At 38.2% G+C, this 25,103-nt stretch carries 23 protein-coding genes; 4 read left to right on the top strand and 19 right to left on the bottom strand.

Features of this window, described 5'->3' with window-relative positions; genetic code table 11:
- Positions 1–64: 64 nt before the first annotated feature.
- The 16 genes from EL165_RS05630 to EL165_RS05555 form a co-directional block, all read right to left on the bottom strand.
- Positions 65–739, bottom strand: coding sequence for an alpha/beta fold hydrolase (locus EL165_RS05630; RefSeq protein ID WP_002978765.1), 675 nt, complete (start codon positions 737–739; stop codon positions 65–67).
- Positions 740–933: 194 nt separating this feature from the next.
- Complete coding sequence (locus EL165_RS05625; protein ID WP_002978766.1) at positions 934–1,452, bottom strand: DsbA family protein; 519 nt, start codon at positions 1,450–1,452, stop codon at positions 934–936.
- Positions 1,453–1,454: 2 nt separating this feature from the next.
- Positions 1,455–1,916: a redoxin domain-containing protein gene (locus EL165_RS05620; RefSeq protein WP_002978767.1), complete on the bottom strand. Its 462-nt coding sequence runs from the start codon at positions 1,914–1,916 to the stop codon at positions 1,455–1,457.
- Positions 1,917–1,920: 4 nt separating this feature from the next.
- On the bottom strand, positions 1,921–2,613 hold the full coding sequence (locus tag EL165_RS05615; RefSeq protein ID WP_002978768.1) for a YoaK family protein: 693 nt from the start codon (positions 2,611–2,613) through the stop codon (positions 1,921–1,923).
- A gap of 5 nt (positions 2,614–2,618) precedes the next feature.
- Complete coding sequence (locus EL165_RS05610; protein ID WP_002978769.1) at positions 2,619–3,665, bottom strand: cupin domain-containing protein; 1,047 nt, start codon at positions 3,663–3,665, stop codon at positions 2,619–2,621.
- A gap of 128 nt (positions 3,666–3,793) precedes the next feature.
- Positions 3,794–4,351, bottom strand: a complete 558-nt coding sequence (locus EL165_RS05605) for a hypothetical protein (protein WP_002978770.1) — start codon at positions 4,349–4,351, stop codon at positions 3,794–3,796.
- A 201-nt stretch (positions 4,352–4,552) separates the two neighbouring features.
- The gene (locus tag EL165_RS05600; protein ID WP_041461732.1) at positions 4,553–5,104 is read right to left on the bottom strand and encodes a putative antibiotic biosynthesis monooxygenase; all 552 of its coding nucleotides are present in this window, start codon (positions 5,102–5,104) and stop codon (positions 4,553–4,555) included.
- Between the two features lie 22 nt (positions 5,105–5,126).
- On the bottom strand, positions 5,127–6,185 hold the full coding sequence (locus tag EL165_RS05595; RefSeq protein WP_002978772.1) for an NADH:flavin oxidoreductase/NADH oxidase: 1,059 nt from the start codon (positions 6,183–6,185) through the stop codon (positions 5,127–5,129).
- Positions 6,186–6,196: 11 nt separating this feature from the next.
- Positions 6,197–8,404 (bottom strand): hybrid sensor histidine kinase/response regulator, encoded by a 2,208-nt coding sequence (locus tag EL165_RS05590; RefSeq protein ID WP_002978773.1) that lies wholly within the window; start codon positions 8,402–8,404, stop codon positions 6,197–6,199.
- Between the two features lie 107 nt (positions 8,405–8,511).
- Complete coding sequence (locus EL165_RS05585; RefSeq protein WP_002978774.1) at positions 8,512–9,207, bottom strand: LytR/AlgR family response regulator transcription factor; 696 nt, start codon at positions 9,205–9,207, stop codon at positions 8,512–8,514.
- 54 nt (positions 9,208–9,261) lie between these two features.
- Positions 9,262–9,735, bottom strand: a complete 474-nt coding sequence (locus EL165_RS05580; RefSeq protein ID WP_002978775.1) for a Dps family protein — start codon at positions 9,733–9,735, stop codon at positions 9,262–9,264.
- 161 nt (positions 9,736–9,896) lie between these two features.
- A complete protein-coding gene (locus EL165_RS05575; protein WP_002978777.1) occupies positions 9,897–10,742 on the bottom strand; it encodes a sugar phosphate isomerase/epimerase family protein in 846 nt (281 codons plus the stop codon).
- A gap of 16 nt (positions 10,743–10,758) precedes the next feature.
- A complete protein-coding gene (locus EL165_RS05570; RefSeq protein ID WP_002978778.1) occupies positions 10,759–12,168 on the bottom strand; it encodes a carbohydrate porin in 1,410 nt (469 codons plus the stop codon).
- A gap of 5 nt (positions 12,169–12,173) precedes the next feature.
- Entirely contained in the window at positions 12,174–13,418 is a 1,245-nt protein-coding gene (locus EL165_RS05565; RefSeq protein WP_041461734.1) for a sugar MFS transporter, read from the bottom strand.
- A 10-nt stretch (positions 13,419–13,428) separates the two neighbouring features.
- The gene (locus EL165_RS05560) at positions 13,429–14,343 is read right to left on the bottom strand and encodes a carbohydrate kinase family protein (protein WP_002978780.1); all 915 of its coding nucleotides are present in this window, start codon (positions 14,341–14,343) and stop codon (positions 13,429–13,431) included.
- Between the two features lie 55 nt (positions 14,344–14,398).
- Positions 14,399–15,406, bottom strand: coding sequence for a LacI family DNA-binding transcriptional regulator (locus EL165_RS05555; RefSeq protein WP_002978781.1), 1,008 nt, complete (start codon positions 15,404–15,406; stop codon positions 14,399–14,401).
- Positions 15,407–16,001: 595 nt separating this feature from the next.
- On the opposite strand from EL165_RS05555, the gene EL165_RS05550 reads away from it, so the two are divergent.
- Positions 16,002–16,409 (top strand): 5-fold beta-flower protein, encoded by a 408-nt coding sequence (locus tag EL165_RS05550; RefSeq protein WP_126358591.1) that lies wholly within the window; start codon positions 16,002–16,004, stop codon positions 16,407–16,409.
- Positions 16,410–16,531: 122 nt separating this feature from the next.
- Entirely contained in the window at positions 16,532–18,331 is a 1,800-nt protein-coding gene (locus tag EL165_RS05545) for a BamA/TamA family outer membrane protein (RefSeq protein WP_002978787.1), read from the top strand.
- Positions 18,332–18,382: 51 nt separating this feature from the next.
- On the opposite strand, the gene EL165_RS05540 is transcribed toward EL165_RS05545, so the two are convergent.
- Positions 18,383–18,877, bottom strand: a complete 495-nt coding sequence (locus EL165_RS05540; RefSeq protein WP_041461456.1) for a TlpA family protein disulfide reductase — start codon at positions 18,875–18,877, stop codon at positions 18,383–18,385.
- Between the two features lie 285 nt (positions 18,878–19,162).
- Between EL165_RS05540 and EL165_RS05535 the strand changes: the two genes are divergently transcribed.
- Together EL165_RS05535 and EL165_RS05530 are read left to right on the top strand one after the other, a co-directional pair.
- Positions 19,163–20,686, top strand: a complete 1,524-nt coding sequence (locus EL165_RS05535; protein WP_002978792.1) for a catalase — start codon at positions 19,163–19,165, stop codon at positions 20,684–20,686.
- 5 nt (positions 20,687–20,691) lie between these two features.
- A complete protein-coding gene (locus tag EL165_RS05530; protein ID WP_002978794.1) occupies positions 20,692–21,195 on the top strand; it encodes an ankyrin repeat domain-containing protein in 504 nt (167 codons plus the stop codon).
- A 121-nt stretch (positions 21,196–21,316) separates the two neighbouring features.
- Here EL165_RS05530 and EL165_RS05525 read toward each other — a convergent pair whose 3' ends face one another.
- Together EL165_RS05525 and EL165_RS05520 are read right to left on the bottom strand one after the other, a co-directional pair.
- On the bottom strand, positions 21,317–21,955 hold the full coding sequence (locus EL165_RS05525) for a response regulator (RefSeq protein ID WP_002978796.1): 639 nt from the start codon (positions 21,953–21,955) through the stop codon (positions 21,317–21,319).
- A complete protein-coding gene (locus tag EL165_RS05520) occupies positions 21,948–24,938 on the bottom strand; it encodes a ligand-binding sensor domain-containing protein (RefSeq protein ID WP_002978798.1) in 2,991 nt (996 codons plus the stop codon). Before EL165_RS05520 ends, EL165_RS05525 begins: the two co-directional genes overlap by 8 nt.
- Positions 24,939–25,103 lie beyond the last annotated feature (165 nt).

Here is a 25,103-nt window from a genome sequence, read left to right as displayed (position 1 = left end):
TACCTGAAATAAAAAAGATGAACCAGTAAAGTTCATCTTAAATATATTGAAAAAGAGATTGTTTTTAAGATCTGATAAATTCAAGAAGGTCTTTGTTGATGGTTGGATGCTCTGTAGTCGGCATACCATGAGGGAATCCCGGATACGTGATCAGCTTTCCGTTCTTTAATAATTTAATTGATTTTAATGCCGCATTGGCAATAGGAACGATCTGGTCATCTTCGCCATGCATTACCAAAACAGGAATGTCAACAGCTTTTAAGTCTTCGGTTAAATCGGTTTCTGAAAAGGCTTTGATCCCATCATAATGTGCCACGATTCCTCCCATTAGCCCTTGTCTCCACCAGTTTCTCTGAATTCCATCTTTTACGTTCGCTCCTTCTCTGTTGTAGCCGTAGAAAGGGAAAGTCAGATCATAGTAAAACTGATTTCTGTTGTTCATCGTCTGTTCCCTTATATTGTCGAAAACCTCCATAGGAACGCCGTCAGGATTATTCTCACTTTTCACCATTACCGGTGGAATGGCGCTGATCAGAACCGCTTTCTTAGCTCTTCCATTGGAATATTTATTCACATAACGGATCACTTCACCACCACCTGTTGAATGTCCGATGTGTACAACATCTTTCAAGTCTAAAAATTCAACCAGTTCTGCAGCATCAGATGCATATTGTTCAATAGTGTGATTGTAGATATTCTGGCTGGAACGCCCGTGGCCTCTTCTGTCGTGGGTAACCACTCTGTAGCCTTTCTTAAGGAAAAAGATTACCTGTGCATCCCAATCATCAGATGATAAAGGCTATCCGTGGTGAAACATTAATACAGGTCCTTCTCCCTGATCTTTGTAAAAAATTTCTGTTCCGTCTTTTAAGGTTAATGTGCTCATGTTGTTTATTTTTAATGTTATGAATTGATTTTTAAATATTTTTCTGATTAATAGGCTGCATTTTCTCGTACCAATTGAAAAAGATCTTCTGCACCGCCATTGAATTTATTTCCGTTAATGAAAAATGAAGGCGTTCCGTTCACGCCGCTGATGATACCGCTTTCAAAGTCTGTATCTACCTTTTCTGCTAATTCCTTCTTATGAATATCAGCTTTGAACTGAGGGATATTTAAACCCAGTTTTTCTGCAAGCTTTAACGGAAGATCAGCATTCAGATATTCTTGGTTTTCATAAATAGCATCATGCATTTCCCAGAATTTTCCCTGCAAAGCTGCCGCTTCTGCCGCCAGCGCTGCCGTTCTTGCATACTGATGCATTTCTGACAGCGGAAAATTTCTGAATACAAATCTGATCTGATTTCCGAATTCTTTCATTAATTCTTTAAGAACCGGATAGGCTGCTCCGCAGTAAGGACACTGATAATCCCCGTATTCTACAATGACTAAGCTGGCATCTGAGTTGCCCTGAGTGTGGTCAGCATTGCTGACTGATGGTTTAAGTGACATAATTATTTCGTGTTAAGGTTTTCTAATGCTTCTAAAATTCCGTCTGCGCCAGGATTGATGGCGGTGGGAGAGAGATAGCTCCATTCGATGAGACCGTCTTTAGTGATGACAAACAGGGCTCTGTTGCATTCTCCTTCGTCGTCATTGTAAACACCATATTTCCTGGCTGTTTCTCCTTTGGCTTCAAAGTCTGCAAGCAGTGGAAAGTGCAGGTTTCTGGATTGTGAAAATGCCAGGTGGCACCATTTGCTGTCTACGGAAATTCCGAAAATTTCCGCATCATATTTTTTGAAATACTTCAGCATTTCGTTGTACAATGCCATCTGGTCACTACACACCGGGCTCCAGTCTGCCGGGTAAAATGCAAGGATAACGTTTCGTCCTCTGAATTCGGATAAGGTAATCTTCTGATCCGGGGTTGCAAATAATGTAAAATCAGGGGCAACCATATTTTTTTGTAGCATAGAATTAGTTTTTAAACGTTGGAATTGGTATTGTGAATGCACAGATGAGCAGTAAGGCTGCCGGAAAGATCAGTGTCCAGTTTCCTGAATAAAAGAGCAGGAAAGGAGCTGCTGAAGCACCGGAGAGAAAGCCCATCCATAAGAATAACAAATGAAAAATATTTACTTTGTATTCCTTCCGCTCCTCTGCGTGATCACTCATCACAAAAAGAGCAGCTGTTCTTGCCAGGCTGTTTAAAGTTCCTGTCACAAAATCGGTGTTGATCTTTTGGTTACCTACCGAAGTGACAATGGTGTTCATAAGACCCATTGAGAAACCGATAACAGCTATAGACACTTCATTGGCAATATCTTCATAATAATCACTGATACTGTAAAGGACCATGATTCCGGAAACTGTATAGAAGATCATCTTTGTGCTTCTGAGCTTCTTTGATAATGATAGACACGTTCCTGTATAAATCCCCGCCAGAAAAAAGCTGATTACAATGACAGAACTGATGATAACACCATATTTTTCACTAAAAACTGCTGCACCTAACTGGGTTGTATTGCCGCTCATAAAAGAAACGTAGGTTTTCCATTGTATCAGTCCTGTAGCATCTGTATATCCTGCGATAAAAGCAAGGAATACTGCCAGTTTCTCCTGCGTTCTGACGATTTTGTCAGGAAGCAGGATTTTTGTTTCCGGAAGCACAGGAGTTATTTTCCAGGTTTGATGAATACTTTCTTTTCCGGAAATTTTTCTATTTCTCCTTCCTTCAGCCCGAAATTCGTAATGACCACATCTTTAGGGTTTCCTGCCAGCCACTCGCTGATATCAATGGACTCATAGGTGCCGCTATTAAATCCGATCAATACTTTACAGACGGTATCTCCGGTATTTTTGATATAATGCCCGGCTCCCATAGGGACATAGCCCACATCACCGGCATTGAACTGTTCTGTAACAGAAACTCCTTCTGCCAGGAATACCGACATTTCTGCCTGTCCGGATATAAAATACTGCCACTCATCGGCATTAGGATGCCAGTGCATTTCTCTTAAAGCTCCGGGCTGCAGCTCCAGTACAGAACCTGCCATTGTGGTGCTGATCGGAAATTCCTTACTCGTAACCAATCTTTGGAGACCTCCGCCGGGAATGATTCTTGGCTGCTGGGAATGCAGAGGATAGCGGTGAAGACTTATCAGTTCAATGTCTGATTCCTCAGGACGGGCTGTGGCATGCACGGAGAGTTCATCCGGAACAACTCCTGCTGCAAAGTAAACTTCTTTCTGAGGAAGTTCTGCTACTTCTTCAAGGCTTAGTCCTAAATTCTGTGCAACAATTTCAGGAGGCATACTTGAAACAAAATCTGTAACACTGAAGGTATGGTCTTCCGAAAAATTACCGTTGTCAAAAATCAGGATAAAGTGGCATTCCTCTGTTCCGGTAGCCTGGATGGAATGTCCGTAGCCTTTCGGGAAATACCATACGTCACCGGGTTCAAAATTATCAGTATAACTTCGTCCGTCCGGATGGATAATGGTGGTACGCACCGTTCCTGAAATCACATACGCCCATTCTGCGGCATTGGCATGCCAGTGAAGTTCTCTCATACTTCCGGGCTGTAATCTCATGGAAACTCCTGCAATGCCTACAGAAGCAGGGAATTCTTTTACGGAAGCACCTCTTGTTGTACCACCGTCACTGGTACGCGGTTCTTTTTTTTCTAATCCGTATCTGAAACTTAATGATGAAGGATTCATAATATTATTTTTTGTGATTAATGCTCTTTGTTTGTTATGGTAAAGCTATCCCGAAATCTTACCTTTTTTTAATATTATTCGGTGAAAAGGCAAAATGAGTCGTTGAGGATATAGAGGATTTGGTTGCTTTAAAAAGGCTGGTTATATTGACCTGTCAGTGCTTTATTTTCAATGCTTTTTGCAAAATTTGGAGTTTCTTCATGATTATGGGCATCAGAAGCGGCTTGTCTGGATGCAGCGGCATCTGCAAGGTTGATCCCGTGTTCTTTCATATATTCAAACATTTCTGGAGTAGCTGTCGCATGAATTTCATTGGTGTAAAGACAGGTGTTTTCATCAATCTTTGTCACTTTTAGTTCCCATAAGACCTGAACTTTTGTGCGCCCGTTTTTGGTAATTGAATCCGAGATGGAAAGCATGCGGCAGTAATCGGGACGGTGAACATCTGCGATATAATGTTGTACCATCAGTGCATCTCCAATGGTTTCTACGTTTAAAGACACAGGTTTGCCATCAAAAGTAACTGAAATAGCAGCTCCGATATGCTGGGTAGAGCAGCGCTGGTATTCGGCGTCCGGCAGATTAAGCAGCCAGTCTGCGATATTCACTTTTTCAATGGGTGCATTGATGATGGCACTTACGCTTGAGTGAGATAGTGCGTTTTCGGGAGTTTGTAAGATTTCCATAGTTGTTGATTTTGATTGTTATGTTATTGATGATGTAAAGCTACAAACCGGCCGTCCTTATTTTTACTGCTGTTCGGTCAACAGGCGGAAAGTATCGTTGAATAAGCTGGTGGGGTTCAAATGGTAACAGGACGAGGTTCCTGAAAACAAAAAAATCACTGTGGTTTACAGTGATTGATGAAGTATAATTTTTAAATGTGGTTATTTATACAGCCATTTTTTGATCAGTCTGGTATAATTGGGCATGACGGCAAACACCATCAGAAAAACAATAATTCCGGAATTGATGAATCCGTCGGAATAATGATTGGCTGGAATATGTAAAAACCGTAAAAAAGGAATGATCAAAGCAGGAATAAGTACAGACAGCGGATAAATGGCAGACCACGTTGCCAGAAACTGTTTCCAGCGTACCGGAACTTTATTCCCTTCATTTTCTGTCGTAAAAAGAAAATCAAGCCCGGATCTGATCTGATAATGGTCGTTTTTCCTGAACAGCGGATTCGCTTTCTCAATGAGTTTTTTCCGGTTATCCGATTCCATCCAGCTTTTAAGATGGTTAATCGTATCAAAACGGATAATGACGGTATACACAAAAGTCAGATCGGGAATCGGCCGAATAATCTGCAGATCAATAAAGCCTTCAGAATGTTTGGTGACAGGCACAATTTCGTCCAGCCATTTTTCATACTGTGATTGTTTTCCATCCAGAATATGATGGGTAATCACTACGGAGGCACCCTGATTTTCCATAACTGATTTTTTATAGGTTAATTTAATATGCTCTTTTATACTGCCACGGAATTTCTGTTTCAATACCTAATGTCTTGGCAGAATGAATAGCAAAATAAGGATCTCTAAGATGTTCCCGGGCAATGATTACCAGATCTGCATCTCCTTTGGCAATAATATCATTGGCCTGTTCTGCTTCTGTAATCATTCCGACAGCTCCTGTTAAAATCCCGGTCTGTTCTTTAATCGCTTTTGCAAAAGGAACCTGATATCCCGGAAATACTTTATCCTTGCTTACATTGGTAAATCCTCCGCCGGATGCCGTAATGAAATCTACACCGTTTTCTTTAAGGATTTCTGAAAGTTTAATGCTGTCTTCCAGAGTCCAGGCTTTATCCGATTCTATATAGTCAACTGCAGAAATTCTTACGAACAGAGGCATTTCAGCAGGAATAACTTTCCTGATTTCCTGAACGGTTTCTACAAGAAAACGGATTCTGTTCTCAAAACTTCCGCCATATTCATCCTGTCTTTTATTGATCACTGCGGAATAAAACTGATGAAATAAATAACCATGGCCTGCGTGAAGTTCAATGGTATCAAAACCTGCTTCAACGGCACGAAGAGCTGCTTTAACGAATTTCGTCTTCAGTTCCTGGATCTCATCAATGGTGAGCTCTTCTGCAAAAACTCCGTTGAACTCGTGAGCTGAGGAGGATTTTACCGTCCAGGCACCTTCTTCCGGAGTTAGGGGTTTCATTCTTTCATTGGGATGTTTCAGGCTTCCTTTTCCTCCGGCGTGCCAGAGTTGAATTCCTATTTTGGCATTCTGCTCATGTACAAAATTCACGATGTTTTCCCAGGCTTTTTTCTGCTCATCATTCCAGATTCCTACATCAGATAATGTAGCCAGACCTTCTTCTGAAACAGCTGTACATTCGGTAAGAATTAATCCTGCGCCGCCAACAGCACGACTTCCGAGATGGACAAGGTGCCAGTTGCCGGGAATTCCGTTTTCAGCACTGTATTGCTGCATTGGAGATAGTACAATTCTGTTCTTTAGGGTAAGATTGCGAATGTGTATGGGTGAAAATAAATTCATTTTTTCTTTTTTTAAATTGTTTTTGAAAATGCTTCAGCTTCTGAAACTGCTTCTGACAGAACTTTCTGTACTTCTGCCAGTATCTTTTGAAGATCAGGGTTCTCTCCCGAAGTTGTCTCAATAATATCGAGTTTTTCCTTTAAAAGAGGATGTAATCCCATAATGGCAATACTTGATTTCAGATCGTGAGCCCAAAGTTCCACCTCCTGAAAATCTTTGTTTTCGTAAGCCACTATCAGTTTCTGTAGATGATTGGGAATGTTCTCAATAAACTGTTGCGTGACCATTTTTTCGAAACTTTTGTCGCCGCCGCTCACCGTCTGCATATAAGAGAGATCAATATACTGATAGTCAGATGATGGATTTTCGGTTTTCTTTTCGTTTTTATTCGTTTCTTTAAACCCGAACTTCGAAATCAGCATAAACAGCTCTTCTTCATTGACAGGCTTGGAAATATATTCGTTCATCCCACGGCTCAGGCATCTTTCTCTTTCGCCTGCCAGGGCATGGGCGGTCATTGCGATGATCGGAATATCCAGTCTGAGTTCTTCCCGGATTTTCTGGGTAGCTGCATATCCGTCCATGTGCGGCATCTGTATATCCATTAAAACCAGATCGCATGCATTGCTTTTAAGATAACTTACAGCTTCAAGACCGTTCGATGCAATATGAAAATCAATATTCCATTGTGAAAGCAGATGTTTCATCAGGCTTTGATTGATCACATTGTCATCAACTACCAGAACTTTCAGAGGTGTGTTGGATTTATCCTTAAAATAATGCGGATCAGCAGCAGGCAGAACAGTAAGCTGTTCCTCAGCAATTCCGTAAGGGATATAAAAGTGAAATGTAGTTCCTTTCCCCGGTTCACTGCTTACTTCAATGTTTCCGTTCTGCAGGAGAATTAAGCTTTTCACGATGGATAAACCTAATCCTGTTCCTCCGTAATTTCTTGTCGTTGAATCTTCTCCCTGATTGAATCTTTCAAAGATTTCAGTAAGCTTTTCTTTGTCAATTCCAATTCCCGTATCTGAAATTTTAAATCCGAGAACAGCTTCTTTTTCTGTTTGCTGTTTACTGTAGATTTCAACAGTAATATTTCCCTGGTGGGTAAATTTTATGGCATTTCCGATGAGGTTCACTAAAATCTGCGTCAGTCTTGTGGCATCTCCCACCAAAGTGTCAGGAATGGAAGGTTCAATCGTACTGGAAATGGTAAGTCCTTTTTCTTTGGCCCGTTCGGTAAAAAATGTTTCTACGGAATTAACCAGACCGTTGATGCTGAAAATTCCAGGGGTAATGCGCATCATTCCTGCTTCTATTTTGGATAAATCAAGAATGTCATTGATGATGGCCATCAGGTTTTCTCCGGAACGCTGTATGGAAGAGACAAATTCCGCTGAGGTTTCATCCAAAGGACGTTTTTGCAGCAAATTGGTGAAACCGAGAATTCCGCTTAAAGGAGTTCTGATTTCATGGCTCATATTGGCAAGGAAGTTTTCCTTGGTTTGTGCCGCCACCAATGCTTTTTTCTCCGCAATATCAAGTTCGCTTATGAGTAACCTTTGGCGTTTAAACTGTCTCAGAATGTGATATCCAACGACAGAACCGCCCAAAATCAGTAAGACCAATATTGAAATGTCATAAAATCTTGCTTTCTGCCCCATTTCCTCACTTTTCTGGCTGAGTTCAACCATATTCAGCTTTCTGCTTTCATATATTTTAGCTGTGATTCTGGTGATTTCATTGGAAATATTCCTTGCACGCGGATTGGCAATGGAGGTATTGTCGTCCATGTTTCCTACAGAGAGGTAACGGTGCAGGAGTTTATCTTTGGTTGTTTTCTTTTCCATGGCAAGAACGCTTAATCTGTGGATCAGCTTTTCTTCCTCAGCATTTACATTGTCTTTGGACAGAGAATCCAGGAAATTTTCAATCTGACTGATTTTTTGGTCAATGCCTTCGAGATGCGTGGTGTCATTCGTTGCAATAGAAGCTCTGATTCTGCTTTCCACTCCAAGAATATCACGGTCAATCTCCCTTAAATGATTGCTGGAACGTAATTCGCTCAGCAAGGTATTGTTATTCTGAATCAGCGCTTTGGTATTTCCTGCAGAATTGAGCTGAACAGCTATCAGCAGGAGTGAGCCTGCAATAAATGTCAGGATAATAAAATAGCTGAATCGCTTGTTATCCATTACTGAAGATATATTTTTCATAATAACGGTCTGATTTAAATAAAATACAGATAAAGGTTGATTAAACCCTAAACTGTTCAGGAATTGAGATCAAAAAAGGAAGTAAGATTTCTGATGGCCGGCAAAGGCTAAAAGACATTCATTCTCGTGTTGAGTGCTTTCCTGTAGGCGTCTGCCACAGGAATGAATTTACCGTTGATCATAATACCGCCGTCCTGAAGGGTGTCAATTTTACCCACAGAGACAATATAGGAACGGTGAACTCTTATAAAATGATCTTTAGGAAGACGTTCTTCAGCCGTTTTCATTTTACCGTGAATGGCAAACATCTTTTCTTTGGTATAAAACTTTACATAATCACCCATGGCTTCAGCATAGAAAATATCATCCAGTTTTAAGCGCCTTGTAATATTGGAATCCCTCACGAAAAGAAACTCATCCCTTGTGATTTCCACATTCTCTTTTCTGCTTTCAAGAATCGTCTGTGCCTTGCTTACTGCCTGCAGAAATCTGACCGGCATAATGGGCTTCAGAAGGTAATCTGCAATATTAAGCTCAAATGCTTCCAGTGCATATTCCTTTTTTGAGGTCGTGAAAATGATGATGGTCTCTTTACCGGAAAGCGTTTTCGTGAGCTCAATTCCTGTCATTTCCGGCATTTCTATATCGAGAAATATCAGATCGACGGAATTGGACTGAAGATAATGATAAGCTTCTATAGCATTGGAAAACTCGCTGACAATGGAAAGATCCGGAACCTGTTTGGCGAGGTGTGCTAATGTTGTTCTTGCAATATCATTATCATCCACGATTAAGGCTTTCATAGGTATAGTTGTTTATGGTTTACACAAAGATAATTATAACTTTTTTATTTTGTGTTATCTGAAATAGGAACGGATCATCCATGCCATTTCCTCATGGGTTTCCATCAGACCTGTAATAAAATCGCTGGTACCGTAATCTTTATACTTTTCTGCAAATGGAGTGATATTTCCACGAAGAAATTCGATGATGCTTTCATGATCACTTAACAAGTCTTTCATATATCCCAAACCGTCGTTTGTTCTTTCACTGTATTCCGTTAAATGAGTCAGTTCCAGATAGATTTTCATCGTGGCCGGTGCATAATGCCCGATTTTACGCATTCTTTCTGCAACACTGTCTATCAGTTCATCCAGTTGTTTGTATTGTTCTTCAAAGAAAATGTGATTGGCATGGAAGTTATCTCCGGTTACGTTCCAGTGGGCATTTCTTGTTTTGATGTAAAGCAGTGTTTCATCTGCTAATAGTTTTGCTAATTGTTCTGCAACAGCTTCCGTGTTTTTTTCTGTAATTCCGATTTTTGTTTTCATAATAATAAGATTTTAGTTGAGCATTATTGCCTTTTTCTGAGGTAAAGGTCAGCCATAATCCTGGAAAACAATCTGTATTTTCGGCGAACGGGCAGAATCAATCGGTGAAAAGCGGACAATTTCCGCTTTCCATAAGTTTCAGAATAATATAACAGATAATTTTATAAGCTAAGATGCTTCTTTAAAAAGGCAAGACTTCCTTCTGCCAATGTCTGAGCATCATAAGGTGATTTCTGCCATAATGAAACCTTTTCCTGCATTCCCGGAATTGAGGAACTGAAATTTTCAAGAACCAGATTTCCTTCAAAATTGATCTTTTTCAATGCCGCGAAAAACTCTTCCCAGTTGACAGTTCCTTCTCCCAGCATACCGCGGTGAGATTCTGTCACATGAATGTGCTTCAGCATTTTTCCGGATTTGATAATCGGGTCATAAAAATTATCTTCCTCGATATTCATATGAAAGGTATCAAGGTGAAGGAAGATATTATTTTTACCTGTTTTTTTTATAAGTTCCAGGACATTTTCTGCCGTATTGCAGACATAGGATTCATAGCGGTTAATAGGCTCTATGGCAATATCTATACTTTTGGCCTGGGCGTAATCCGCCACATTGCACCACACATCAGCAATGATTTCTTTTTCGTTTTCTGTGAGTGGTTTTCCGGTAAAAACACCGATTCCGCCATGCAGGACACCAGCCAGAAGATGGGTTTCCAGTTCATCAACTTTATCAATTGCTTTTTTGATAAGCTTTTCCGCAGCTTCAGGCTCAAACGCAATATGAGCGTCTTTAGGAAGATTCAGCGAACATACTGCTTCCAGATGATTGTCTTTCAATTGTTTTTTTACCGTGGATGCATCAAAATCCATGGATCCGGGTAACAGTATTTCGATCAGATCAAAACCGGCCTGTGACGTTTTTTCTATCGCATATTTTCCTGATTCTGCATTCCATAACGGAGTGATCCAGGAGAGTAGGGAAGCCCCTAATTTTATATTCATCATATTTCTTTATTTTAATTTAAAAAATCCACCATTCTGTTCGTACTCCGAAATAGGTCCCGAATCTTTTGGCTCCTGACTGTTGTAAAAACGGTGAGTAAAGACTGTTCATAGCCTCATCATTATACCTTGATACTTCTGCAATAAAACGGATGTGAGGTCTTGCCCAGACACTTCGTTCCGCTGTAGGAACAATAGTGGGAGCCAGAACAAGTTTCATCATCGATGCTGCATCCTGCGTTCCGTTTTTACGGGTTGCATAGTGAAACTCGGAGAGAATATGGAACCAGTTGTTAAAATAGCAAGTGGCTCTGATCCCCGTATTAAATTCTGTTTTCCTGTTGAAAATCTCTCGGTTATAATAATCCAGCGCTTTATCAGTATTGGCTGATCCTCCTTTGCTTTTGGTGAAAACCGCATAGGGATTAAGTGACCACCGGTTTGAGATATTCCAGAGGAAATGTTCAACAACCGTAAGAGAGTAAGCTCCTTTGTATGTTTTTGTGATTTCATCAGGAGCTCCGTAGGTGCGCCAGGTCTGGGTATTTCCATTATCACCTCCATTGGCGATTCCGGTCCCGTATCGTACAGAAAGCTGATTGAATGAACCCGGAATTGTCGTTGCAATATCTGTATTTAATTTAGCTCCAAAAACCCAGCCCTTATCCGATGGATATTGCTCTACAGAATTTTCCCCTGATTTTTCTACATGATGAAATTCCGCCATCAGTTTCAGCTTGTGTTTTGTATTTTTAAATGGCAGCGTCTGCTCCAGGACAAAAACTTCCCTTTGCCTGTAGATGAGGTTTTTTGAACCGCTGATCACATTGGTGTAAGAGTAGGGAGTGGAGTTGCTGGCCGCAGTATCAATAGCTGCCGGAAAGAACATTGAAAACCTGGTGTTTTTATGCCTTACACCCCAACCGGTTGCCGAATGGTCATCAAAATAAAAATAATCGGCAATGTGAATGTCATCATATCTCAGCCATCTTGATCCTGCCCAGACATCCCAGTCACTTCCCATAATATTCCTTGCTTCCACAAAGGCTTCCGGCAAGGCAATAATCATCCCCTGATTGGATTTTGAATCCACATTTCCCAGAAAAGTTCCTCCTGAATAAAAGCTCAGTCTTGCCTGCATATCGATCTTTGTACTTTTTGCACTGTCACCGTTTACCACAGGGGTAAAATGAAAGGCCGGCAGGAAATCAACATAATCTCCCTGATCCATTCTGCCTCCTAAAGATCCCTGGTTGTTCAGATTCAGCTGTCTTCCTGTTTTTCCATCGGCATTCGGAGAATAACCAGCTCCGATTCTTCCTGTTGTCCCAAAGGAAAATTTTTTGTTGGTTATTGTGATCTGGGCATTAATTCCCCTTCCGGCGCATATAAGTAAAATACACCAGGCTAATAAAAGCTTTGTTTTCATAGGGATTATTTAAGTGTTTTGGGCTTGTAGAACTTTAATGCAAATAATAAAATGACGACATAGCAGAGAATAGGAAGGAGATAAGCATGGGCAATATCTTTTTCTGCAATTCTACCCATGATCGGAGGGAAAACAGCACCTCCAAACATGGCCATAACCAGGAATGAAGAAGCCTGCTGAACTTTTGACCCTAATCTTTTAAGTCCAAGACTGAAAATAGTAGGATACATTACACTAAGAAACAGGTTGAGCAAAATAAGGCTTATAAATGATACCCATCCGAAACTTTGGGAAATAATCAGGCACAGAACGATATTACAGGCTGTAAAGATAGCCAGCAGTTTGTTGGGAGCAATAAATCTCATCAGGAAGGTTCCGATAAATCTTCCGATCATCATCATCGCCATACTTAAAGAAAAATAATAAGAAGTCTGTATCTCCGGAAGGTGCATTTTCTCTACACCGTAATTGATAAAATAAGCCCATGTTCCACCCTGTGCGGCAATATTAAAAAACTGGGCAATGACGGCAAATATAAAATGTCTCTGCTTATAGAGCGGTGCGTGTGGGTCTGATACAGAAACGTCTTCTCCTTTTTCATTTTCTGAAATGATGATATCTTCCGCATGAGGATCTTTAAGGTCCGGCACTCTGATAAAGCTGAAAATTATGGTAATCACGAGAATGACAATCCCAATCCAGGTATAAAGATTTTTTACGGAATCCAGTGATCCAGATCCGGAATCAGGCGTTCCGAAAATGAAATATCCTCCCAGCAAAGGGCCGATAATGGCTCCCAGACCATTAAAAGACTGTGCAAAATTAACTCTCTGATCACTTGTTCTTTCATCACCAAGAGCTGCTACAAAAGGATGGGCTACCGTTTCAAGGGTTGCCATTCCCATTGCCAGAACAAAAAGAGCCAGTCTGAAAAAATTAAATGATGAGGTGTCTGCTGCAGGGATAAACAAAAAAGATCCCAATGCGAAAAGTGACAACCCTAAAATAACACCCAACTTATACCCGAACTTTTTCATAAATAATCCTGCCGGAATACCCATAAGCGCATAAGCTCCAAAAATGGAAAGCTGCACCAGCCCTGATTTGGACTTCGAAATATGAAGAACATTCTGAAAATGTTTATTCAATACATCCCCCATGGTAAGCGCAATGGCCCAGAAAAAGAAGAGAGAGGTAACAAAAGAAAGGATGATATAGTATTTCTTATCTGTAAATTTTGGAGTATTCATATCGTAAGTTTTAAGAGGTTTTACAGCTGTTTTTTTCTCTGAATGCCTTGAATTCTTCATAAGTATAATCAGGGCATGCCCCCGATTTCGAAGTGATAAAAGCACCCAGTGATGTGGCCTGTTTCATGATCTCTTCCGGAGATCTTCCCTGAATTCTTTTAGACAGGAAGCCAGCGAGAAAAGAGTCTCCGCTACCCACTGTGTCTGCAATTTCAATATGAACTGCCGGGAAATCATACGCAATATTCCCCACAAAGTATCTGGCGCCTTTACTTCCTTTGGTAAGGACAATTTCATTTAAATTAAAATAAGTCTGGAGATGTCTGATGCTTGTATCTTCATCAATATACTCTTCACCGAGATATTCAAGAATGGTTCTGAGTTCTGCCTTATTCATTTTAACAAGATCAGCCTTGTGCAATAACTTTTTGATGAATTCAAAATCAATAAAAGGAGGACGGAAGTTAACATCAAAAACTTTGAAATTTGAATATTCCAAAAGTTCCAGCAGAGCATTCCGGGATGCTTCATTTCTTGTGATCAGACTTCCAAAAACAAATGCTTCTGAATTTTGTATCAGTTCCTTATGCTCCGGCAGTGGCTGAATATAATCCCAGGCAACATCCTGTACAATGTCATATGCAGCCTCTCCATGCTCATCAAAATCGGCAATGACAGTTCCTGTGGCCTTTTCCTGATCTACCTGTATGAAGTCTGTTGTTATTCCCCAATCCTGGATCTGATTAAGAAGACGGTCTCCCAATTCATCATTTCCTATACGGCTAAGCATTTTGGTATCGATTCCCATTTTGAAAAGATTGTAGGCAACGTTGAATGGTGCTCCGCCGGCTCTGGATACTGTAGGAAAGATGTCCCACAGAACTTCTCCAAAGCAAACGACATCGTTGAATTTATTTGTTATCATATTAGGTTAAACGTTTAAGTTATTGTTTAAAAAAAATGTTTTTATGTCAAATTGCTTATTTTAAAGACGCTTTAGCAACCAGTCTTGCGGATAATGTTATTCTTTTCCCGGTTGCCGTATAATCATTGATTTGCCCGTCGAGAAGCTTAATTGCTTCTTCTGCCATTTCTTCAATCGGCTGCTGGATGTAGGTGATTTCTGTAGGGAAGAGGTCATAAGCATCGGTTTCATCAAATGCGATTACAGAGACCTGTTCCGGAACTTTTATATTGTTTTTAACGAGGTAGGAAAGCCCCGCTACCGCAAGTTTATTACTGGAAAAATATAATGCTGTATTTTCAGGTTTTTTTCCCAGGCTTTTTTCAATCTTCACATGTACTTCCTGTGCAATATTTTCCAGTCCTACCAGGAGATATTGTATTTCAGCTGTTTTTCTGGAAGAACTTACCGCTTTTTCAAAACCTTGCTGTCGGTCCAGCAGATGCGGGAGCTTAGTGTCATAGCCCACATAGATCATTTTGTCAAAATCCTTATTAAGAAGCAGGCTGGCTGTGCGCTCTGCGATCTCCTGATTATCAATGGTAATTCCCGGAACAGAAACACCTTTAAGGTACCTGTCAATCGTTACAACAGGGTATTTAAGCTGAATAAGGTTTTCAAGTGTCTTTTCTGATCCTGCTACAGGAGCAACGATCATTCCGTCTACCTGCTGCTGTGAAAATAGTTGGGTAAGTTTTTCAAATTTTTCTGCATTTTCATCAGAACTGCCGATGATCAGGGTATATCCCAGCTTTAAAGCTTTATCTTCCAGATTCCTTGCCATGTGGGAATAGAAATCGTTGGAGATATCTGCAACGATGAGCCCCAGTAGCTTGGTCTTGTTGGTTTTAAGGCTTTTTGCGATCTTATTCGGGGTGTAGTTAATCGTTTCAGCAATTTCAAAAATTTTTTTCCGGGTCTCTTCGCTGATGCGCTGTCCTTCCTTTCGGTTGAGCACATACGATACAGTGGCTACGGAAACTCCTGCCAGCTTAGCTATATCTTTTATGGAAGACCTTTTCATTTTAATTTTTAATGCACAAAAATATTTCAGAAAATAGTAAAAAAACAATAGCTAGGTTTTTTTGGTGGTTTCAGAAAAAAGTGTAATTTAGCGCAATTTTTTAAAATAGATTTAATTATTTGTATATCAATTAGTTATATATTTACAACTGTTTTTAATATGAACTAATTGTTAACTGATTCAGTCAGATTGATTAAATTTGGTTAAACGTTTATCCTTAAATTTTTTTAATTAAGTTTTAAATTGATAATGCGTGTAAAATTTTTCAGCGGATTCACCACTGTTTTTTGATTATAGCTGTAAATATATTTCTGAGTCTGTCTTCTGAAATTGAAAATGCAGAAACAAAAGAAAAAATAAAATAAGCTTCCTGCTAAAGGAAGCTTATCTGATTTCAAGTAAGATGTAATTATAAACAAGACTCAAAAATAAGATAAATAGGACCAGATAATTATGAGTGTGATCATATTCGGTAATGATTGTTGAAATTGTATAGTATTATATTCAGTATCCTTATTGATTTATTAATGTTATAGAGAAAATTCAGAATAAGAATCTTAACTTAGATTTAAATCTTAAATAAAACATGAAAGAAATGAAAAAAATACTATTTTTTATCATCACTATAACAAGTATAGTCTTTACGAAAGGGCAGACTATTGAATCTGCCAGCCGAAGTACCATCGGATACATTAAAAGTGACGGGACAATTGAAAACAGCAGTCATGCGACCACAGGTTATATCAGAAATGACGGAACGATTGAAAACAGCAGCCATTCAACGATTGGATATATCAGAAATGATGGAACTATTGAAAACGGCAACCGTTCTACAGTTGGTTATGTGAGGGAAGATGGAACCGTAGAAAACAGCAGCCGTGCTACTTTGGGATATATTAAAGATGATGGAACAGTTGAAAATGCAAGCCGAAGTACGATAGGGTATGCCCGTGGGATAAAAAAAGAATGGGTGGCTGTAGTCTATTTCTTTTTTAAGCTCTAGAAGAAAATTTTATTGCCGGACAGCTTTATTGTTTCTGATAATTTTTTTGCTTTTTCTACGCTTAAAGCCTTTTGTTGGCTTGCAAATTGATACTACAAACTGAATTGAATTTTTGATGACTAATGGCTAGAACGACTGTAACTCTGATTTTCCTTTTAAGTGGTTTTTTCTTTTTACAAGCACAGGAGAAGAAAGACTCACTTTATTATAAAATAGAAAAATTTTCAGACAAAAGAAAGGTTACCAAATTCATCCACCGGTTTATATTTCGTAGAGAACCGGATTCTACTTCTGTAAAATCCAACACTGAAAAGCTTTCGCAGAAGACTTATGACAAAAAAATCATCAGAAATATCAGGATAGAAACCATCGACCCTTTCGGATATAATTCCAAAGACAGTAAAGAAATGGGCAGATGGTATGATTGGATAAAGGATCATCTTCATTCCAGTACAAGGAGATCAACGGTCAATAATTTTCTACTTTTTGAAGAGGGAGAAGAGTACAATGCCCAAAAGCTCTACGAATCTGAACGTTTGCTGAGAGCAATGCCTTTTATAAACAGGGTTAATATCAGTGTTTCTGACAGTACTTCGAGTAAAGATTCTATTGATGTTGTGGTAAGGGTACTTGATTCCTGGAGCCTGAAGCCGAGAATCAGTTATTCCGGAAGTAAAATTGGCCTCGGTGTTACGGAAGAGAATGTGCTGGGACTGGGACATACGCTTGACTTCCTTTACAGAAACGATTCCAAAGAAAAGCAGAACTACCTCTTAGGAAGCTATACTACCCATAATCTTTTTGGTACCTATATCAATGCCCAGATTCTTGGAGAGCGGGACTTTTCGAAAAATGAAAGAATTAATTTCAGCCTCACAAGAGACTTTTTCTCTCCTCTGACGAAGTGGGCGGGAGGTTTTACATTTGAATATTTTATGCGAAAAGTTCTACTTCCAACAGATACAGCTAACACATTTCCCGAGGTTCAAATTAAAGTATACAGCCAGGATTTATGGGGAGGTTACCAGATTCCGGTTTCGGCTGATCCGCGTGAAAAAGTATCCAGTAATATTGCTATTATAGGAAGGTTTCAGAATTATCAGTACAAAGACAGCCCGGGAATAGACCAGTATAAATATTTCAGCTCCTACAACAGTTTTCTGATGTCTGTCGGGTTTATTCAGAGAAACTTCTCTGTTCAGAAGAATATTTTCCAGTATGATTTGCCGGAGGATATTGCTTATGGTAACTCTGTGAATATTATTGGAGGAGGTTTATCAAGAAATAAAGAAGTGAATCCATATGTGGGAATTTCAGCATCTTACGGCCGTTTTACGAATCTGGGATATTTCACAGTGAAAGCACAGTTTGGAAGATTCTTTAATGAAGACAGCCAGAACAGGGAGTCTTTCCGCTTTGACGGAACGTATTTTACTAATCTTATGGACTGGAAATTTGCCAAAGCAAGACATTTTTTTTCTCCGACTTTAGCACTGGGAAATCCGCAGCATAATTACTCTTATAAGGATAGAATAAACCTTTCATCCCCGGACGAATTTCCGGTTTACAATTCAGATTACATTGGCACTAAAAAACTGGTTTTAAGATATCAGCTCCAATTGTTTATAAATAAAACCTGGAAAAATTTTCATTTCAGTCCTTATTTAACAACAGCGGTGGGCTGGCTGGGAATGCCTGATGATAAGCTGTTTAAAACAAAAGCCAATGCAAAAATCGGAATCGGTGTTTTAATTAATAATCCGTATCTGGTGTTCAACAGGATTCAGATTTCTTTCATGTACTATCCACGGGTTCCATTTGATAATAACTCTGTTTTTGATTTTAACAGTAACCGTAATAACCTGTTACCATTGAACAGCTTTGCAACGGAGATTCCGCATTTTGTGAATTTTGGAAATTGATAACGAGGATGATTTACATTTTCATCCGTGCTAAAATTAAAATGCTTTATGCTATTGGAGTGCTTTTAATTTATTGGAAAGTTCAGTATAATCTATACTGCCTACACTTTTATCAATAACTTTTCCATCTTTTATAATAAAGGTTAACGGAATGGCGCTGTAACCCAATACCCCATTTCCTCCCAGAAAGTTTTTAATGGCTTCAATATACTTTATATTCTGAAGGGTAATATCGTTTATTTTATTTTCAGCAACAAAGGATTTTAAATTTTCGGTATTTTCATCAATGGATAAAAAAACAAACTTTTTGTCAGGGTTCTCTTTTATCAGTTTTTTGAATACAGGCATTTCCTGAACACAAGGTTCGCACCAGGTAGCCCAAACATTTACGATTATTATTCCGCCTTTATTCAGGTATTCTTTTTGGAAAGGGCTGTCTTCAATTTTTCCGGAAGATTTTGATGGATGAGGAGCGATGTAATTCTCATTACTTATTGTGACGAACTTTAGTCCAAGAAAAATAAATGCTGCAGGAATAATTATCATTAATATTATTCTTTTTATCATCTGTTTTTTTTTGTAAAACTAAATAAATCTTCGATATAACAAATTATTCTGCTTGTAGAAATTAAACTACAAGAAAGGCGGTTTTAATTGACATGGATGAGTTAGTCTTATTTATTAGAGAAGGTATATTTTTTAATAAAATAGTAGTCTTTGTCTATTGGTTTTGTTAATTGTGATAGATTGTGTGAATTAATTGAATCGAATTTATTAAGACGAACTTCCTGTACCAACTTTCTATATTTGCCCCACAATAAATAATAAATTATGAAAAAAAGTGTTTTTCTAGCGGGGATTCTTATTACCTCCGTACTCTATTCTCAACAGCTCACAACCAATACGGGAAGTCCTGTAGGAGATAACCAGAATTCTAAAACAGCAGGAAATAACGGACCGGTTTTATTGGAAGATATTCATCTAATTGAAAAGTTAGCTGCTTTTGACAGGGAAAGAATTCCTGAAAGGGTAGTGCATGCCAGAGGAGCCGGAGCTATTGGTGAATTTGTTGCTGATGCTGATTTTTCTGATGTAACCATGGCAGACTTTTTATCCAAAGCAGGTAAAAAAACTCCTGTGCTGGTAAGATTTTCAACAGTAGTGCACCAGCAGGGATCTCCGGAGACATTCAGGGATCCGAGAGGATTTGCCGTTAAATTTTATACAGATCAGGGAAATTATGATCTGGTAGGTAATAATTTACCGGTATTCTTCATCAGGGATGCAATCAAATTTCCTGATATGGTACACGCTTTCAAACCTTCTCCGGTTACCAATAATGCTTCGGATAATAACAGGGTATTTGATTTTATGGCCAATATTCCGGAAGCGACGCATATGCTTACATGGCTGTTCTCTGATTATGGGATTCCTGCGAATTACAGAGAAATGCAGGGAAACGGAGTGCATGCCTTTAAATGGGTTAATGCAAAAGGTGAAGTAACTTACGTAAAGTACAAATGGGTTCCGAAACAGGGAGAAAGAAATCTTACTCAGGAAGAAGCCGATAAAATTCAGTCTACACAAATAGAACATGCTACAAGGGATCTGTATAATTCTATTCAGAATAAAAACTTTCCAAAATGGGATCTGTATGTGCAGATGCTAAAAAAAGATGACTTTGAGAAGCTTGATTTTAACCCTCTTGATGTGACCAAAATCTGGCCTGAATCTATTGCAAAATCTGTTAAAGCAGGAACAATGACTCTTAATCAGAATCCAACCAATTATTTCCAGCAGGTAGAACAGGCTGCTTTTTCTCCGGGAACCCTTGTTCCGGGGATTGAACCTTCTGAGGATAAACTGCTGCAGGGAAGACTGTTCTCCTATTTCGATACCCAAAGACACAGAATTGGTGGAAACTTTCAGCAACTGCCTGTTAACGCTGCAAAAAATGATGTTGTGACTTACAATCAAAACGGTTATATGTCTGTGAGAACTCAGAACGGTGAGGTAAACTACCAGCCTTCAGCAGCAAAACCGGAAGTAACTGATAATAAGAAATTCAAATATTCTCAGACGGTATTTCCTGCAGGCACAACTTCTGTACAGGGCAAAATTGATAAGGAAAACAATTTTAAGCAGGCAGGAGAGCTGTACAGATCTTTTTCTAAAAAGGATCAGGACCAGCTGATTAAAAATTTAGGGGATGCTCTGAACAGTGTAACCAATAAGAAAGTGGTGGCAAAAATGATTTCCTACTTTTATCAGGCTGACTCAGAATACGGAAAACGTTTGGCTCAACATGTTAAGATGGACCGTCAGCAGTTGGAATCTTTATTATCTTCAAAATAACAGCAATGAAGAGCCTTATTACCGTTATTATTATGCTTTTTGCCGTCAATAATGCCAAAGCACAGGACATTTTTGCTTATGCAAAAACTGGTGATACGGAAGCCATTTCAAAATTTAAAAAGGATGTTAACTCCAGAAATCCGGAAGGTTATACTCCTTTAATTCTGGCAGTGTATCATAATCAGTATAATGCTGCCAAGTGGCTGCTGGAAAACGGAGCACAGCCTGACCTGCAGGATCAAAGTGGAAATACGGCACTTATGGGAGCTACATTTAAAGGATATAAAGAAATGATATTGCTGCTTATTTCCCATAAGGCGGATGTGAATTTAAAGAATTATAATGACGCTACGGCACTTATTTATGCCGCCGTTTTTGGAAAGACGGAAGTTATACAATTACTGTTGGAGAACGGAGCGGATAAGACTGCAAAAGACAACCGCGGAAATACTGCTCTTCAGCATGCTGTGATGCAGAATAATGAAGAAGCGGTAAAGTTACTTCAGTAACCATTCGTAAAAAATGATTCAACAGTATCTGCTGTTTAAAATAGTAATCCCCTTTATCCATCTGATAAAGGGGATTTTTGTTACGACCTTTATACTTATAATCTCTTGGGTAAGATGGTGATTACTTATATTTATGAGCCTGGTTTCTGTCTCCTAACCGTACAAGATCTACTGTGTTTTTGATGTTCAGCTTTTTGTAGATTCTGGTTTTATAGGTGCTTACTGTAGACAGGTGAAGATTGAGCTCATTAGAAATCTCAATATTACCATACCCTTGTATCAGCAGATCAAATATTTCCTTTTCTCTTTCTGATAAAGATTCCAGAGGATTGGCAGGAGCTTCTTTCTTTGCTGAAGAAACCAGTTTTTTTACAATATCCGGAGAATAATAAGTGCCGGTTTCAAAGATGCTTCCCACGGCTTCCAGAATGTTATTTTCATCACACAATTTATTTATGTACCCATCAGCACCTTCAATGATGTATTGTATTGCAATATCATTGTCATATACTGAAAATACTAAAATTTTAAGATCAGGCTGGATCTTTTTTAATTCACTGATCATGCTCAGGTATTTACTTTCCGGCATGTTGATATCCAGGATTACTAAGTCGAATTGCTCAGCATGTAATTGATCTGTAAGATTTGTATAAGATTCTGCGTAAGAAATCTGTATATTTTTATAATGAGACTCCAGAATCAGTGTGGTTCCCAATCTGACCACAAAGTGATCATCCGCAATAATAATTTTTCTATCCATATTTTTGTTTTTTTATTTTAATCGATACTATTGTTCCATGAGGGGTATTGTTTTTAAAGTCTATTTTACCATTAATCATCATGAGTAACTGAAGAATAAGGTGTAATCCCAAACTGTATTTTTGCAATACAAGTTTTTCATTTTCAATGTTATTCTGAAGCTTTTCATAATACTTCATTTGTTCCGGGCTCATGCCTTTTCCTGTATCCCGTACTTCGAGAAAAAAGATGCTGTCGTCCTCAATCGTAGAAAGCTCTATCACTCCGTTTGTTGTATTTTTTATGGCATTGTCTATTAAATTATGAATAATAACTGCCAATACATTCTGATTGATTTTTGTGTACGTGGGATTTTTTACATTGTTAATAATGAGTGTGTTTTGCTCCCTTGCAGCTGCTTCAAAAAGAGTTTTTTTGGTTTCAATTACTTCGTAAATGTTATACATTTCTTTCTTTTCAGAAATATTATAAATTTCTGCATACTCTTTTAAGGTTTTAACGAAATTATAAAACTCTATAGAAGATTTATAAAAGCTTTCAAAGTGTTTTTTCTGTATATAATGATCATGTTCATCTGTTTCGTAGAGTTTTTTCGCGGTAATGGAAAGGTATTTTACCGGAGTGATAATATCGTGGCTTATGGTCTCCAGTAATTTCTTTTGCTGAACACTTTCTTTACGTAATTGTTCTTTGGTATATTCAAGTTTTGCTACCGCTTTCAGTAGTTTCTGCGTTCTTATTTCAATGATGTCTTCCAGTTCCTTTTTCTTCAGTTCCTGTCTTCTTATCCTCAGTTTGATCAATGTAAATAGAATAATTGAAAAGAGTAAAATAATAAAAAATTTAAAAAACAAGGTTTGGTAAAACAGATATTTTACGTCAATATCAAGAGTTCTGTAAATATATTTTCCTGTTGGGGAAGCTAAAACCCTCACGATAAGTTGATATTTTCCGGGATTCAGATTGGTAATATAATATTTCCCGTCACTGTTTACCTTTTCCCATTTTTCATTTTTAGAACCTTTTAATTTTGCCTCAATAACAAGGTTTACTCTGTTGGCATAATAAGGTACATCAACAAGAATCAGGGCTTTGTAAAAGTTATTCTCAAGAGTGATGGTGTTATCTTTTATACTGCTTTCGGAATCATAGAAAACAACACGCTCCATAAAGAAATTCTGAGGATAGTAGCTTCTGATCGTTGTGGGATCAAAAAACACCAGCCCTTTTATAGAAGGGAAAACAAAACTTCCATTCTGCAGAACCGAAGCGCTGGGAGAGCAGCCTCCATTGAACTCGTTTGTATTGAATCCATCTTCTTTGCTGTATCTGTAATAATATACCGGAGTTTTATTATCTTTAGAATAGTGGAGGAGAGAACTTTTCAGTACCTGAAACAGTCCATTATTGGTGCTGATCCAGAAAAAACCGTTTTTATCTTCAAGAATAGTATGTGAAAATAAAAGGTAACCGTCCTTATCTTCAGGCATTTTTGTTAATTCTTTATTTTTGTAAAGAAAAAAGCCGTTTCCCTGAGTCATAATCCAGAGATTACCATCCCTGGTTTTTACAATTTCCCTTACGTTTAAAGGTTTTGAAGATATTTTTTCAGGTGTAAAAGAGGGTGCTTCTATGCAATATAAGGCATCTCTGGTTCCTACAAGCCATTTGTTTCTGTCAAATTCCTGTACAGAGGTTACAATATTGGGGATTGAAAATTGTAAAAAAGGAGTTTTAAAACCGGAATCTTTATAAAAAACAAGCCGGGTCTTTAATGATGTGCCATGAAATGCGATCACATAATTACCATTAATATTCCATACATAAGACGCTGTATTCCCAAAGTACAGGACTTCTTTTTTTGAATAGTTGGTATTGCTAAAAAAACGGATAAGCGATAAATTATCCTGAATAATAATATTCTTCTGATTATCATACAAAAGGAAATATCTGCAGGATGTATTGAAATGATGCCGCTTTACCAACCCGTTTTCACTGTACACATCTCCGAAAGAGGTAATTACCTTGTCTGTGGTGTAAGGCAGCTGTGCATAAAAAATATTATCATAAGAACTGTCTGATTTATTGACGATATGAAAGTTGTTGAATTTGATAACATTCAGGCCGTCCGACAAAGTTCCCAGATAGAGTTTATTATTGATTTCATCATGGTAAATGGAAGATAAAGAGTTTTTGTTAAGATCATAAACCGCGATCTTCTTTATGCTCAGGTGATTGTGATCATACAGTACTTTATACAAAATGTGATCCTGAATAATAAAAGACTGATTGTTGATCTGGCTCCAGTAGACCTTGACATTATCCTGAAAAAAAATAGCAGGAGCGTCTAAGTAACTGACTTCACCCTGGCTGATCTTAATAATTTTTCTTAATGTCCTGGATATTATGAAGATATTATGATCAAAACAAAATGTGTCCGGTATATACTTCTTATGCAGCCCTTTAATGGGAGCTAATTTTGTGTTCTTATATTGTACATTATTGCCAGACAGTCGGTAATAATCATTCTTGTCGAAATAAATAAAGAACTTTTCATGATCAGCTTCTTCTAAAACTCCATTTTTTATGAAGGGAGAATAGGATCTGTTATCATGTAATATTTTTCGTATACAATGGGTCTGTTTCTGTAGTACACTTACATTTCTTTTGGATATTAAAGTCGTGTTTTCACTGTACGCTGTGAAATTATAAATAGAGTCTTTTTTTGTATTTCCAAAGAAGAATGTAAACCTGTTGTTTTTAAGGTGAAGATGGCTGTATGTTACAAAATTATATCCGTCATAACGCACAAGTCCGTTCTCTGTACTCAGCCAGATAAATCCATATTTGTCTTTTATAATATCCTTCACACTGTTTTGCGGAAGCCCATTATCTGTATCATACCATACAGAGGCGATCTGCTGGCTGTAACAGATTTGTATACAGAATAATAAAAAAAAGATATGGATTTTAAAAAGCGTCATTGCAGGTATAAAATTATGTGTGTTTTTTTAATAGAAATAGTGAATTATTATTATAAAATTAGGAAAAATTAACGGCCAGCAAAAGTATAAAATGTCATTTTTAAACTACATACTATTAAATTTAAAATTACAATCATGGCTATCTATTTTTACAATAATTATTTT

Origin of the sequence: Chryseobacterium gleum (assembly GCF_900636535.1) — a bacterium.
Taxonomy (GTDB): Bacteria; Bacteroidota; Bacteroidia; order Flavobacteriales; family Weeksellaceae; genus Chryseobacterium; species Chryseobacterium gleum.
The sequence above is the reverse complement of the archived record's forward strand: the minus strand, read 5'-3'. Positions and strand labels throughout refer to the sequence as shown.

Coding starts and splice junctions, on each gene's coding strand:
- EL165_RS05625 (WP_002978766.1), bottom strand. CDS start 1,452: ATGTCACTTAAACCATCAGTCAGCAATGCTGACCACACTCAGGGCAAC.
- EL165_RS05620 (WP_002978767.1), bottom strand. CDS start 1,916: ATGCTACAAAAAAATATGGTTGCCCCTGATTTTACATTATTTGCAACC.
- EL165_RS05610 (WP_002978769.1), bottom strand. CDS start 3,665: ATGAATCCTTCATCATTAAGTTTCAGATACGGATTAGAAAAAAAAGAA.
- EL165_RS05605 (WP_002978770.1), bottom strand. CDS start 4,351: ATGGAAATCTTACAAACTCCCGAAAACGCACTATCTCACTCAAGCGTA.
- EL165_RS05600 (WP_041461732.1), bottom strand. CDS start 5,104: ATGGAAAATCAGGGTGCCTCCGTAGTGATTACCCATCATATTCTGGAT.
- EL165_RS05595 (WP_002978772.1), bottom strand. CDS start 6,185: ATGAATTTATTTTCACCCATACACATTCGCAATCTTACCCTAAAGAAC.
- EL165_RS05590 (WP_002978773.1), bottom strand. CDS start 8,404: ATGAAAAATATATCTTCAGTAATGGATAACAAGCGATTCAGCTATTTT.
- EL165_RS05585 (WP_002978774.1), bottom strand. CDS start 9,207: ATGAAAGCCTTAATCGTGGATGATAATGATATTGCAAGAACAACATTA.
- EL165_RS05580 (WP_002978775.1), bottom strand. CDS start 9,735: ATGAAAACAAAAATCGGAATTACAGAAAAAAACACGGAAGCTGTTGCA.
- EL165_RS05575 (WP_002978777.1), bottom strand. CDS start 10,742: ATGATGAATATAAAATTAGGGGCTTCCCTACTCTCCTGGATCACTCCG.
- EL165_RS05570 (WP_002978778.1), bottom strand. CDS start 12,168: ATGAAAACAAAGCTTTTATTAGCCTGGTGTATTTTACTTATATGCGCC.
- EL165_RS05565 (WP_041461734.1), bottom strand. CDS start 13,418: ATGAATACTCCAAAATTTACAGATAAGAAATACTATATCATCCTTTCT.
- EL165_RS05560 (WP_002978780.1), bottom strand. CDS start 14,343: ATGATAACAAATAAATTCAACGATGTCGTTTGCTTTGGAGAAGTTCTG.
- EL165_RS05555 (WP_002978781.1), bottom strand. CDS start 15,406: ATGAAAAGGTCTTCCATAAAAGATATAGCTAAGCTGGCAGGAGTTTCC.
- EL165_RS05550 (WP_126358591.1), top strand. CDS start 16,002: ATGAAAAAAATACTATTTTTTATCATCACTATAACAAGTATAGTCTTT.
- EL165_RS05545 (WP_002978787.1), top strand. CDS start 16,532: ATGGCTAGAACGACTGTAACTCTGATTTTCCTTTTAAGTGGTTTTTTC.
- EL165_RS05540 (WP_041461456.1), bottom strand. CDS start 18,877: ATGATAATTATTCCTGCAGCATTTATTTTTCTTGGACTAAAGTTCGTC.
- EL165_RS05535 (WP_002978792.1), top strand. CDS start 19,163: ATGAAAAAAAGTGTTTTTCTAGCGGGGATTCTTATTACCTCCGTACTC.
- EL165_RS05530 (WP_002978794.1), top strand. CDS start 20,692: ATGAAGAGCCTTATTACCGTTATTATTATGCTTTTTGCCGTCAATAAT.
- EL165_RS05525 (WP_002978796.1), bottom strand. CDS start 21,955: ATGGATAGAAAAATTATTATTGCGGATGATCACTTTGTGGTCAGATTG.
- EL165_RS05520 (WP_002978798.1), bottom strand. CDS start 24,938: ATGACGCTTTTTAAAATCCATATCTTTTTTTTATTATTCTGTATACAA.